Source organism: Xenorhabdus ishibashii, from assembly GCF_002632755.1.
GTDB classification, from domain to species: domain Bacteria; phylum Pseudomonadota; class Gammaproteobacteria; order Enterobacterales; family Enterobacteriaceae; genus Xenorhabdus; species Xenorhabdus ishibashii.
Genome location: NZ_NJAK01000001.1, coordinates 2,464,383 through 2,477,034, shown reverse-complemented (window position 1 = coordinate 2,477,034; position 12,652 = coordinate 2,464,383). Strand labels below are relative to the sequence as shown.

At 37.3% G+C, this 12,652-nt stretch carries 10 protein-coding genes; 8 read left to right on the top strand and 2 right to left on the bottom strand.

Going from position 1 to position 12,652, the window contains the following annotated elements; genetic code table 11:
• Nucleotides 1-63: 63 nt before the first annotated feature.
• Complete coding sequence (locus Xish_RS11775) at nt 64-378, bottom strand: PTS sugar transporter subunit IIB (protein WP_099118020.1); 315 nt, start codon at nt 376-378, stop codon at nt 64-66.
• A 190-nt stretch (nt 379-568) separates the two neighbouring features.
• On the opposite strand from Xish_RS11775, the gene Xish_RS11770 reads away from it, so the two are divergent.
• From Xish_RS11770 to Xish_RS11755, 4 genes are all read left to right on the top strand, one after another.
• Nucleotides 569-2,506 carry a BglG family transcription antiterminator gene (locus tag Xish_RS11770; RefSeq protein WP_167383264.1) on the top strand — a complete coding sequence of 646 codons (1,938 nt, stop codon included), beginning with the start codon at nt 569-571 and terminating at the stop codon, nt 2,504-2,506.
• Between the two features lie 415 nt (nt 2,507-2,921).
• On the top strand, nt 2,922-3,578 hold the full coding sequence (locus Xish_RS11765) for an SGNH/GDSL hydrolase family protein (RefSeq protein ID WP_099118018.1): 657 nt from the start codon (nt 2,922-2,924) through the stop codon (nt 3,576-3,578).
• 12 nt (nt 3,579-3,590) lie between these two features.
• A complete protein-coding gene (locus Xish_RS11760; RefSeq protein WP_099118017.1) occupies nt 3,591-4,634 on the top strand; it encodes an acyltransferase in 1,044 nt (347 codons plus the stop codon).
• Nucleotides 4,635-5,072: 438 nt separating this feature from the next.
• Nucleotides 5,073-6,221: a porin gene (locus tag Xish_RS11755; protein ID WP_099118016.1), complete on the top strand. Its 1,149-nt coding sequence runs from the start codon at nt 5,073-5,075 to the stop codon at nt 6,219-6,221.
• A 44-nt stretch (nt 6,222-6,265) separates the two neighbouring features.
• Here Xish_RS11755 and rdgC read toward each other — a convergent pair whose 3' ends face one another.
• On the bottom strand, nt 6,266-7,177 hold the full coding sequence (gene rdgC, locus Xish_RS11750; protein ID WP_099118015.1) for a recombination-associated protein RdgC: 912 nt from the start codon (nt 7,175-7,177) through the stop codon (nt 6,266-6,268).
• A 168-nt stretch (nt 7,178-7,345) separates the two neighbouring features.
• Here rdgC and mak point away from each other — a divergent pair, with 168 nt between their 5' ends.
• The 4 genes from mak (at nt 7,346) to Xish_RS11735 (ending at nt 12,652) form a co-directional block, all read left to right on the top strand.
• Nucleotides 7,346-8,251 carry a fructokinase gene (mak, locus tag Xish_RS11745; protein WP_099118014.1) on the top strand — a complete coding sequence of 302 codons (906 nt, stop codon included), beginning with the start codon at nt 7,346-7,348 and terminating at the stop codon, nt 8,249-8,251.
• A gap of 113 nt (nt 8,252-8,364) precedes the next feature.
• Nucleotides 8,365-10,335, top strand: coding sequence for a bifunctional 2',3'-cyclic-nucleotide 2'-phosphodiesterase/3'-nucleotidase (locus Xish_RS11740; RefSeq protein ID WP_208614856.1), 1,971 nt, complete (start codon nt 8,365-8,367; stop codon nt 10,333-10,335).
• Nucleotides 10,336-10,419: 84 nt separating this feature from the next.
• Nucleotides 10,420-10,560 carry a hypothetical protein gene (locus Xish_RS18630; protein ID WP_167383263.1) on the top strand — a complete coding sequence of 47 codons (141 nt, stop codon included), beginning with the start codon at nt 10,420-10,422 and terminating at the stop codon, nt 10,558-10,560.
• Nucleotides 10,561-11,017: 457 nt separating this feature from the next.
• Nucleotides 11,018-12,652, top strand: a complete 1,635-nt coding sequence (locus Xish_RS11735; protein WP_099118013.1) for an ABC transporter substrate-binding protein — start codon at nt 11,018-11,020, stop codon at nt 12,650-12,652.

Here is a 12,652-nt window from a genome sequence, read left to right as displayed (position 1 = left end):
TTTGTATCTCTCTTTAATTTTTACTCTAAAATTCCCTGGTGAAATTTAATTTAAATAATTAAGTTAGTTTTTTAGGGTATTTATCGCCAAATCAAGTAATGCTTTACCATCTAATCTTCCATAGATTTCTTGTGGTACCACCATGACAGGAATATGATAACGGTCGGCATGTTTCTGAAACTCTTTTTGCTGTGAAGCATAGTGTGGCCCAAGGAATAAAATATCGATTACAGAAAAATACTCTGCGACTTCACTTTCACTTCTGGCTTCAACAGTGACAGGGATGTCTTTATCTTTTGCTGCATTGCGGGTTCTGGTTGCCAGCATTCCGCTAGAAATACCTGCCCCGCAGCATAACATAATAAATATCTTTTTCATGTAAACCTCTTGTTATTGAGTAGTTCATTGATTGCTATTTTTTATGTGGATACACTCTCTACCATTTTTCTTGTATATTCAAATTAATATTTGCACTCATAGAGGGCAGGTTTTTATTTTTAAATGAAAATATTAACAGTAATATTAAATCATTATTTTTAATTTTATAGTTATTGTTATGGGTATTGTTATGTTAAGAATTAAACTGAAAGATTTATTAGAACACCTATTAACTCAGAAGAACCCTGTTTCAGCATTAAAATTATCTCAAATCTTGGCGGTATCAATAAGATCTGTAAAGAATTACGTTGCAGAAATTAATGGACTGCATGAACAAAAAATTATTATTTCCAGTCGTCAGGGGTATTTGTTATCACAAAATTTATTGTCACAAAATATAGTAAAACAGTTAAATTTACAGAAGAACAGTTTGCCCAAAACATATCAAGAAAGAGCAAACTTTATCATTAAAGCAATCTTGTTATTTAAGAGGAGCAGTAATATATATGACCTAAGCAATGATTTATGTATAAGTGATTCTACGTTAAAGGCATTAGTATATAAGATGAATACATCATTTCAACGCTTCAACGTGAAATTTTTATGTAAAAACAATAGTATTGAAATATTAGGCACTGAACATGATTTAAGAAAATTAGTTTCTTACACGATCTTTGAACAAACGAGCTATCGTTTTATTGACTCAAAAGTATTGGAAAAAATATTTGAGAGAAAGCAAGTTAAAGATGTTATTGAAATAATGACCAACGTTTTTGATAAGTGGGAATTGTATCTTAGTGATTTTTCGTATACTAATCTTATTTTACATTTTCTGATACTGATAGAACGTTTGAAAAAAGGCAGGTATCTGGAGAATCGGGCATTACCTATAGAAAATAGTGATCTAAGATTGATCTCAGATGAATTATGCGACAAGCTTCAACTTTGTTTTGAGATTTTTATTCCTGAAAATGAAAGAAGATCTTGCTATCTTTTTTTGAAAACCAATACAAACCTTAATAAGATAGATAATGAAATTATTGACTTAGTTGGCGTTAAACTTTATCAATTTACCCGGAAGTTAGCTGAATCTGTGCAAGAAAATTATCTGATTGATTTGGCTTCCGATGATTTTATCTCTTTGCTGTCCTTACACTTGTCAGGGCTACAAACAAGGTTGAAACATAAAATTTACACTAAAAATCCCATGCTGGAAATAATCAAAAAGGAGTGCAGAATCGTTTTTGATATTGCTATCTTCATTTCTTTACAGTTAAATAGATATTTCAATAATAAATTGAATGAAGATGAAATTTCCTTCATTGCATTACATGTTGGGGCGGAGTTTGAACGGAAAAAAAGAAATATTACTAAAATTAGAACCGTACTTCTGTGTCCGAGTTATCGTGGAATTGAAAATAAAATTTACCATCAACTATTACGTGATTTTGGTGATGAAATAAATATTATTAAGATTATTTCACAGCCTGCTGAATTGGAAGGTATGGCATTTGAGTTATTGATTACGACAATAAATTTTTCGCCAGAGCGATATTATGAAACTGTTTACATCTCACCTTTTCATTTAAGAGATAAGCATTCTGAATTAATGGAAAAAATTGACACAGCCAATGCAAACCGGAAAAAGGCAACGTTAATCAGAAATATTGATTTATTCTTTGATCCTGAACTTTTTCTTTTTAATCCTAATCTTCGCAATCGAGATGAACTTATAGAAATAGTTTGCCAGAAAATGTTAGCGAAGGGCTATGTTGAAGCTGATTTCATCAACTATGTGTATGAGCGTGAGAATGCCTCTTCGACAGCATTTGGCATTTTCGCATTACCTCATTCGATAAAACTGGATGCGGTGAAAACCTGTATCGCTGTAGTCATCAGCCCAAAAGGTATACGTTGGGGAAAATATGAACGTGTGCATGTAGTATTTTTGAGTGCAATAAATCGGGTAGACAGGACATATTTTGCTGAGAGTTATGATGCATTGTTGGATATCTTCAATCACGATGGCGTTATTGGTGCACTTGGTAAAATCACTGATTTCGAAAAGTTTCAAGATATTTTAATTGAAGATCATCATCATTACATCACCTCATTACCAATAGGGTGAGAATTTAGCCTCGCAATATAATATGTTGAAATAAGTATTATTGACAAATAAAAGGCTGGGAATAGGTATTTTCAGCCTTCATTTTGACAAATATATATTTGTCAAAAGTGTTAATATTTAATTATTTTATAATATATTCGTTTTATATTTTCATTGGTTATTAACTTGTTACTTAAAATAAACTTACACCTGTTGTTTTTTTGCCTCTGCAACATCTTGATTAATTATCAACCGAAACTTCATCAATAATATTTATAAAAAATTACAGAATGATAAGTTGCACACAATCTTTTACGGATTTAACTGTTAATTTCTTTATTGCGGGCAAATACTGTGATGTGGGTATCCTTTTTTCTGGGGAAGATACCTCCAGAAACAACCCGATCATCATTCCAGAAAAAGCAAAGGAAAAGAAATGTCTTATATTCAATCTCATTTGGCGGGGCAAGTTTGGTTCTCACTTGGAGACAGCATAACAGAAAGAGGGTGGTATCAACCCATCGTGACTGAAATGTTAGGGCTAAGAAAATTTGTGAATTACGGCATTGGAGGAACATGTATAGCTCAAAAAGATAAAAATGATAGTTCTGCTATTTGTTTAAGATATAAAGAAATGGGAAACAACCCAGACATCATTACCATATGGGGAGGGGTTAACGATTTTGGCTATAATTTTGGTTCTTATGGAGGAATAGAAATAGGTGACAGTAAAGAAAAAACACCATTAACATTTATTGGCGCTATGCATTTATTGATGACAGGAGTCACAAAGCAATACCCATTATCAAGGATAGGGTTCATCATAACAACACCTGTCTCAATAGAAAGAGGCATGAACAAGAAAAATTTGAAAGGATACTATTTATCTGATTATTGCAATGTTTGCAGAGAAGTGTGTGAAAGCTACTCTATCCCGTATCTGGATTTATTGAAAAACTCCGGTTTTAATGAGGAAAATATAGATATCATGACCAGTAATAGCTCAGGTACAGAGTCCGATGGACTGCATCCATCAAAAATAGGCATGACAAAAATAGCACCTAAAATTGCAAACTTTATGTTATCAATTTAAGAGGAGTTTTGCATGAGAGTTCTAACCATCGATTTATTGAAAATAATTTCTATATTTTTCGTTGTAGTATCTCACGTCACATTATTCTTCTTGTTACGTTATGAGAATGACGTGATTTTATATTTGTATAGACAAGCAGGTCAATTGGGTGTTTCGTTATTCTTTATGTGCAGTGGTTATTTTTTACTAAATAACAAACATGAAAACCAAACAACTTATGTAATTAATAAGGTTAAGAAGATTTTAATTGTATTGTTGTTTTGGTTATCCTTTTATTACATCTATGATAATTTCTTTATTAGTAAATTCACAACAATTACTACTGTCAGTTTTTTAAGCTATGTTAATGTTAGCAGATTTATATCAGATGCTACTCATTTATGGTTTATTTTTGCAATAATCTCTTTGTATATACTAACTCCATTGATACGGAATTCATTTAATCCAGAAAACGCTAAAGGTCTTATAAAGATAATAATTATAATTTTTGTTATTTCCAATTTTACATTATTGAATGCATTGACAGATTATAAATATCACTTTTCCATCGTGCCCTTTGATATTTTACTTCCATTCCAGGTTGAAGGACTTCTCAGTTTCCTGATTGGAGGGTATATAGGGCTTACTAAGCCTAAAATAAAACCTTTCTCCTTTAAACATATAATTCTGTTAGTATTCTCCATCATCTCATTAATTTTACTTTCTTTTATATCGCTCAGGACAGGGATGGCTTTCTTTTATGGGAAGTTTTATAATATCTTTCTCCAGATCTCTTCCGTATGCTTATTTTTATTCTTGGTTAATCTAAGTGTAAGTAAAATATCAAGCATAACAGGAGATATTAGCAAAAACATACTAGGCATATATCTCGTACATAATATTTTTGTTGTTGAAATACACAATGATTTTATCCATAAATTCTTGTTGAAGGAATTTCATTACGTAAATATATATGTTTATATAATAGTGTATTCACTACTCGCTTTTGTTTTGTCATATATGTTATGTGTTTTATTGAGAAAATCCAAGATAACTTCGTCAATCATAACTATTTAATATTATGAATTGATAGGTGCAGAATATTTCCCTGTCGAGGAAGCGCGATAGTATAATACTGGTGACCCTACCGGCAGGGGCGATAGATAATTTTCTGCCATTTTTCGTAGACGGATCCATTTTTTATTACACATCTCATTATTTATAACTTACTGTTTTTAATTAACTATTATCATAATTGATAGTGTTGGGTTATAGAGAGTATCCCTATAATGTGACACTCTTCACAGGATGGCATTTTTTGCTAATTATTGTTAGCAAAAGGTTTCGTTAAATTTTATTATCATCATCACTTGTTACAAATTTAACACTTATTTAACCAAAACAAGTAAAATATTCCGCCCACCTGATTATGTATTATTCCAAAGAAAGTCGTTTTTGGAATATGGACCTCTTGGCGGTAGCTAAATAATAACAAGATGAGTGAGGATTATGATAATGATAACACGCAACGCAATAGCAATGGCAATTCCGGTACTTCTCATTACAGGAGCAGCGAATGCTGCTGAAATTTATAATAAAAATGGTAATAAAATAGATTTGTATGGAAAGGCAGATGTTCAAAGAATTTTCTCCAAATCAGATGCACAGTCTGGTGATGGTTCTGTCGGTCGTATCGGTATTAAAGGTTCAACCCAAATTACGGATATCCTGACTGGCTTCGGGCGCTGGGAATTCAACATGGGTGCTAATGGCACAGAAGTAGAGAGTGGGGCAAATACCAGAACACGTTTGGCTTTCGCCGGACTGAAATTTGGCGAATATGGTTCGCTGGATTATGGGCGTAATTATGGTGTCGTTTATGACGCCAACTCATGGACAGATGCATTGCCAGTATTTGGTGGTGACTCTATGGCGGCTACCGATAACTTCATGATGGGGCGTTCAACAGGCTTATTAACCTACCGCAACACTGACTTTTTTGGTTTGGCGAATGGTCTGAATTTTGCCTTGCAGTATCAAGCTAAAAATGATGGCAGTACTAAAAATAGTCGTAGCGATGTTGCAAAACAAAATGGTGATGGTTTTGGTCTTTCCAGTACTTATGATTTTGGTAATGGCTTTAATATTGGGGCATCATACGGTAACTCTAACCGTACTTCGGCACAAAAACTGGGTTCTGATGCGGCTAAGGTTCTGGCAAAAGGGAATAAAGCCGAAGCATGGATCGTCTCTGCCAAGTATGACAAAGATAATGTCTATCTGGCGGCTATGTATGGTGAAACCCGTAACTTAACCCGATTTGGAAGTGCTGTAGATAACCATACGATGTTTGCCAATAAAGCTCAAAATATTGAACTGACGGCTCAGTATCAGTTTGATTTCGGCTTGCGCCCCTCTGTCGCGTTTGTTTATTCCAAAGGTAAAGATTTGGGTCATGACCTGTCTGACAAGAGCATATTGACAGACAAAGATTCTGAAGATTTGGTGAAATATGTTTCAGTCGGTGCCTTCTATGATTTCAATAAAAATATGGGCACGTACGCGGAATATCAATTCAACCTATTGAAAGACAATGATTTTACCAAGAAAGCGCAAATCAGCACTGATGACGTCTTTGGTGTTGGTTTGGTTTATCGCTTCTAATTGTATTGAACTGCCTCAATCGGTTTGAGGCAGTTCATTTTTGATTACCTTTCGGCCTCGCCGCCCAGCGCATCAATCGTATTTTTGATTAGCGCACTGAGTTCCCCTGTCATTAAAGTAAAATCAGCATCGAATCGTTGGGCAACATCTTCACGATCGATATCATCATTTTGCTCACGTAAAGTTTCACTGAATTTGATGCGTTTGAATGAGCCGTCATCTGACAGCATAAACTGAATGCGTTCTTCCCAATCTAAGGCCAACTTAGTAACATATTTGCCGGATTCAATATGCGCCGCAATTTCGTCTGAGACCAAATCCTGTTTCTTACAGCGAATGACTCCGCCTTCTTCAAGAACGGCTTTTAGCTCGGCTTCATCCATCAGGGCATAACCGGTAGGAAGATCACCTGAACGTACCCATTTAGTTAAGGTCATTTCAATAGGATCAGTGAAAGTCAACGGCACAACCGGCAGAGAACCCAATGTTTTTCTCAGCAATGCCAGATTATCTTCAGCACGTTTTGCGCTGGCGGCATCAACGATGACCAAATGGTTGACGGTATCGATCCAAATATAGGTTTGGCTGAAACGGCTGAATGCCCTTGGCAACAGAGTATGAATGACTTCATCTTTCAATGAATCTTTCTCTGTCTTTTTCAGTTTGCGGTGTTGTTCACCTTCCAGACGGGCTATTTTGGCTTGTAATTCCTGCTTAATTACCGGAGAAGGCAGCATTTTCTCTTCTTTGCGTGCGCAGATAAGAATTTGATTGCCAGCAGCATGGGTTAATGCTTCACCGTGAGCACCCATTGGAGAAACCCAGCCCGTTTTCATCATATCCTGGCTGCCACATGGGGTGAATGCCAATGGACTTAATTGTTTTTCCAGTTCATCCGCCGAAAGGGAGAATTCTCGGTTTAAACGGTAAATCATTAAATTTTTGAACCATAACATGCAGTTACCCCATATTGTTGCTCATTGTGACAAAGGTCATCTTAAAATATAAGGGAGCATGATAACGAATCATATGACGAAGCCCTAGAACTTCATTCGTTTCATATAATCACTGCCTTATTCTCATATAATAAAAAACGTCATCCCGCTAAATAGGAAAAGTAAGCTATGCGTATAGGAATTGATCTCGGTGGAACCAAGATTGAAGTGATTGCATTAGGCGATCAAGGGGAAGAGTTATTTCGCAAACGGGTAGATACTCCCTGCAATGATTATCAGAAAACATTGGCAGCCATCGTTAGGTTGGTTATTGATGCGGAACAAACAACCGGACAGCAAGGAACCGTGGGAATTGGCATTCCTGGTGCAATTTCGCCTTTTACCGGAAAGGTAAAAAATGCCAACTCAGTTTGGCTGAATGGAAAGATATTGGATAAGGATATTGCCACTTTGCTGGGGCGTGAAGTGCGTATCGCTAACGATGCCAATTGTCTGGCTGTGTCGGAAGCCACAGATGGTGCGGGTGAAGGAATGCCAATGGTATTTGCCGTTATCATTGGAACAGGTTGTGGCTCAGGCATTGCATTTGAGGGACGGGTTCATGCTGGTGGCAATGGATTGGCAGGGGAGTGGGGGCATAATCCATTACCGTGGATGGATGAAGAAGATCGCGTATATCAGGATGAAGTACGCTGTTTTTGTGGCAAACCAGGATGTACTGAAACATTTGTATCAGGCACCGGATTTATGACGGATTACTTCCGCTTGAGCGGAGTGCAGAAAAAAGGCCATGAAATCATAGAGGCTTTAGCACAGGGTGATGAGTTCGCGGAGTTGGCGATGCGCCGTTATGAAAGGCGTTTAGCACGGGCGCTGGCACAGGTGATTAATTTATTGGATCCGGATGTCATTGTACTTGGCGGTGGCATGAGCAATGTTGATCGTCTTTACCAGACGTTGCCCGATTTAGTTAAAGAGTGGGTTTTTGGTGGAGAGTGTGCAACACCAATCAGAAAAGCCGTGCATGGTGATTCCAGTGGTGTACGTGGTGCAGCTTGGTTATGGCCTCAATGATACCGTATTTTTGCAACGATAGAGGGCACCAATATATCTAAGAAAATTTCAAGTTGCGCGTCATCGTGAAGAAAGCGCTAAAAAGTTAATTAGTTATCAAGGGGAATAGCATGATGAAAAATATGTTGAAAAGGAAGAACGTGTTGAAAATGTCAACCTTGGCAATCTTGGTGGCATTCAATGTGAACGCGGCAACCGTTGATTTGCGGGTGATGGAGACCTCGGATATTCACAGTAACTTGATGGATTTTGATTATTTTAAAGATAAATCCACGGAACAATTTGGTTTGGTTCGTACTGTGAACTTAATTAAGTCGGCCAAAGCGGAAACAACCAACGCGATCTTGGTAGATAACGGTGATTTGATCCAAGGCAGCCCACTTGCGGATTACATGGTGGCAAAAGGGTTGAAACAAGGGGAGATTCATCCGGCCTACAAATTGATGAATACTATGGGCTATACCGTCGGTAACTTTGGTAACCATGAATTCAACTTTGGATTGGATTACCTGAAACAGGCCATCGACGGTGCTAAATTCCCTTATATCAATGCCAATATCATCGATGCCAAAACCGGCAAAAACTACTTTACGCCTTATATTATCGTTGATACTCCAGTTAAAGATCGCGAAGGCAAAGAGCACACGATTAAGATCGGTTATATCGGTTTTGTGCCACCACAAATCAGTATTTGGGACAAAGCCAATCTCAATGGCAAAGTGGTTGTTAATGACATCACTGAAACGGCGAAAAAATTCGTCCCTCAAATGAAAAAAGAGGGCGCAGATCTGATTATCGCCATTCCGCATTCCGGTTTTTCCCAAGACCCTTATAAAGCGATGGCAGAAAACTCGGTTTACTACCTGAGTGAAGTTCCCGGCATTAATGCCATTATGTTTGGTCATGCTCACGGCGTGTTCCCAAGCAAAGAGTATGCTGGCATCAAGGGGGTAAATGTCGCTAATGGAACGATTAATGGCGTTCCTGCCGTCATGCCAGGACAGTGGGGAGATCATCTGGGTGTTGTTGATATGGTGATCAATAACGATAGTGGTGAATGGAAAGTCGAATCGGCTAAGGCGCAAACCCGCCCTATCTATGACAAAACCCATAAAAAAGCATTGGTTGAACGTGATAATAAACTGGCTGCCATCATTGAAAAAGATCACTTGGGAACTCGCAAATTTGTAAGTAAATTCATTGGCAAAGCTTCTGACAACATGTATAGCTATCTGGCTCTGATCCAGAGCGATCCAACTGTTCAGATCGTCAATGATGCGCAGGTAGATTACACCAAACGCTTTATTCAAGGTGATCCAAATCTGGATGGGCTGCCTGTTTTAGCGGCAGCAGCACCTTTTAAAGTTGGCGGACGTAAAAATGCACCGGCCGATTTTGTGGAAGTGGAAAAAGGTGATCTGACTTTCCGCAACGCGGCTGATTTGTACCTCTATCCCAATACATTAGTAGTAGTGAAAGCAACGGGGGCGGATGTGGTCGAATGGCTGGAGTGTTCGGCGGGCATGTTTAACCAGATTGATCCAAATTCCACTAAACCACAAGCATTACTGAACTGGGATGGTTTCCGTACTTATAACTTCGACACCATCACGGGGGTTAACTACAAGATAGACCTGACTCAACCCGCTAAATATGACACCGATTGCCAGCTCATCAATAAAGGGGCGAACCGTATCAAAGATGTTACTTATCAGGGTAAACCGATTGATCCAAAAGTCACTTTCCTGATCGCCACCAATAATTACCGTGGTTACGGTGGCAAATTCGCTGGAACCGGAGAAGATCATATTGCATTTGCTTCACCGGATGAAAACCGCGCCGTTTTGGCTTCTTACATTTCCAGAATAACTAAAGAAAAGGGCATAGTATCAACCCAGGCTGAAAACAATTGGTCATTTCTGCCAATCAAAACAGATAAAAAATTAGATATACGTTTCGAAACTTCACCATCAGAAAAAGCGGCGAAATTTATTAAAGAACATGCCCAATACCCGATGAAATACTTGAAAAATGATGATACTGGTTTTGCCATCTATCAAATTGATCTGACAGATAAAAAATAAAACTTACTGAATTTAATGGTATTAATGCCTGCTCACCTGCATAGCAAACGGGCAGGCAAACCCTAAATATTAAGAGATAATAAAATGAATTATAAATTACTTCCAATTGCGATTGGTGTTATTGTGGATGTCCGTGTTCTGGGACTGAATGATTTTCATGGCGTACTGCAAGCATCTCAATGGCGCTATCCGTGCGCCTATCGCTATGAGAGCAAAATAATGTGACGGAGATAAAAGATAACACAGTTCGGCGTAGATAAAAGTAATAGATCAAAGATACTGTAAAGGTTGTTTGAACCAGATCATAAGTGCAACGCTAATCATTACGTGTTGCACTTCTGCATTGGAGTAAATTTCAAATTACTCGAATAACTTACCCAATATAATCATCTTCATATCGGTAATAATTATAAGGTAATAGTAATAAGGTAATAGTGATATATGTATTGATTATTTAATAATGAAAACAATTATGGAGACCACTAATATGTATAAAATGCAACAACTTTTCCGAACCCAGTTCTTTAGATCCACATAAGTCTGAGGGAAGTAGTGAGTTTGATATCTTGCGAGATTTTTTTCAACGTTTAGTTGATACCGATAAAGTTAAATAAAGTCATAATTTAAATAAGAATGGCATCGTAATGTAATTATAAAAAAGCAATTAATGGAGATTTAAAATATGAAAAATATCATGGCGGGATTAATGAAAAATAAGCTCTTCCAAATTCTTACCTGCTCGATGGGAATACTATTAACAAACATCACACCCTCTTATTCTGCCGTGGTTCCACCAGGAACGCAATTAGCTGAAAAACAAGAGATTGTGCGCAACAACGGCTCTTTCCCCGCCTCTTTAGACGTACATAAAGTAGAAAGCAATGTTGAATTGAATATTATCCATGATTTCTTTGATGGTTTGGTTTATACCGATAGAAAAGGTCATATCGAGCCAAGATTGGCTGAACGTTGGGAAACGAATGACAACCAAACCTGGTTATTTCATTTAAGAAAAGGCGCTAAATGGTCTGATGGCTCGCCGATTACCGCTCATGATGTAGTATTTAGCTGGCGACGTCTGCTTGATCCAGAAATGGGTTCGCCTTATAGCAGCTATCTTGGAACAGCACACGTGGTTAATGCAAACGACATATTACTAGGCAAGAAAAAAACGGAAGAACTCGGAGTGAAGGCGTTGGATGATTTCACATTGGAAATGAAACTCGATAAACCCGTGGCTTATTTCTTGCAAATGCTAACCCACCCAATTTTGGTTCCAGTGAGTGAAAAAGCGGTTAAAAGATATGGTGACAAATGGACACATCCCGATGTTTTTGTTGGCAGTGGAGCATTTAAGCTATCTGAGTGGAAAGTGAATGAAAATGTTATTGGTGTCAGGAATCCCCATTATTGGGATGATAAAAACACGGTAATTAATAAAGTAACTTATCTTGCTATCACATCAGAAAAATCGGATTTAAACCGCTATCTTGCTGGTGAAATTGATATGACTATGACCATTCCTCTGGATTCCTTTGCATCATTAAAGAAAACATTGGATGATCAAGTTCATATTAATTCTATGCTCAGTACTTACTATTATGTGTTTAATACACAAAAAGCGCCGTTTAATGATGTCAGAGTCAGAAAAGCCTTAAGTTTAGCCATAGATAGAGATGTGATTGCTGATAAGGTATTAGGCATGGGGCAACTACCTGCTTATGATATTCTGCCCCCTAATATCGGTGGTACCACATTAACACCACCAAAATATGCCTCCTGGACACAGGAGCAGCGGATTAAAAAAGCCAAGGAATTGTTGAGCGAAGCCGGTTTTAACGAAAAAAATCCGCTCAAATTTAACTTGCTTTATAACACGAGAGAATCTCATAAAAAACTTGCCATCGCTGTCACTTCAATGTGGAAACAGAACTTAGGTGTTCAAGCCAGCCTACAAAACCAAGAATGGAAAGTGATGTTGGATAATATGCACCAGAACAAGTTTGATATTGTCAGATATGCCTGGACAGCGGATTACAACAGCCCTATGTCTTTTTTGGATACTTTCCTGACAGGAAGTAGTCATAATATACCACAGTATGCTAATAATGCTTTTGATCAGGCAGTGATTAAAGCAGGTGAAACCAATGATATTGCTTATTACCAAAAAGCAATGGACATTTTTAATAATGATACCCCAGTGATACCTATTTATTATTATGTTAGTAATCGCCTGATAAAGCCTTATATTGGTGGATTTTACGTTACCCCAATGGATTATATTTCGACAAAAGATCTCTATATTATTAGACATTGA

What these genes read in the sequence shown, in the direction of transcription:
- Xish_RS11775 (WP_099118020.1), bottom strand. Translation starts at nt 378, where the DNA reads ATGAAAAAGATATTTATTATGTTATGCTGCGGGGCAGGTATTTCTAGC.
- Xish_RS11770 (WP_167383264.1), top strand. Translation starts at nt 569, where the DNA reads ATGTTAAGAATTAAACTGAAAGATTTATTAGAACACCTATTAACTCAG.
- Xish_RS11765 (WP_099118018.1), top strand. Translation starts at nt 2,922, where the DNA reads ATGTCTTATATTCAATCTCATTTGGCGGGGCAAGTTTGGTTCTCACTT.
- Xish_RS11760 (WP_099118017.1), top strand. Translation starts at nt 3,591, where the DNA reads ATGAGAGTTCTAACCATCGATTTATTGAAAATAATTTCTATATTTTTC.
- Xish_RS11755 (WP_099118016.1), top strand. Translation starts at nt 5,073, where the DNA reads ATGATAACACGCAACGCAATAGCAATGGCAATTCCGGTACTTCTCATT.
- rdgC (WP_099118015.1), bottom strand. Translation starts at nt 7,177, where the DNA reads ATGTTATGGTTCAAAAATTTAATGATTTACCGTTTAAACCGAGAATTC.
- mak (WP_099118014.1), top strand. Translation starts at nt 7,346, where the DNA reads ATGCGTATAGGAATTGATCTCGGTGGAACCAAGATTGAAGTGATTGCA.
- Xish_RS11740 (WP_208614856.1), top strand. Translation starts at nt 8,365, where the DNA reads ATGAAAAATATGTTGAAAAGGAAGAACGTGTTGAAAATGTCAACCTTG.
- Xish_RS18630 (WP_167383263.1), top strand. Translation starts at nt 10,420, where the DNA reads ATGAATTATAAATTACTTCCAATTGCGATTGGTGTTATTGTGGATGTC.
- Xish_RS11735 (WP_099118013.1), top strand. Translation starts at nt 11,018, where the DNA reads ATGAAAAATATCATGGCGGGATTAATGAAAAATAAGCTCTTCCAAATT.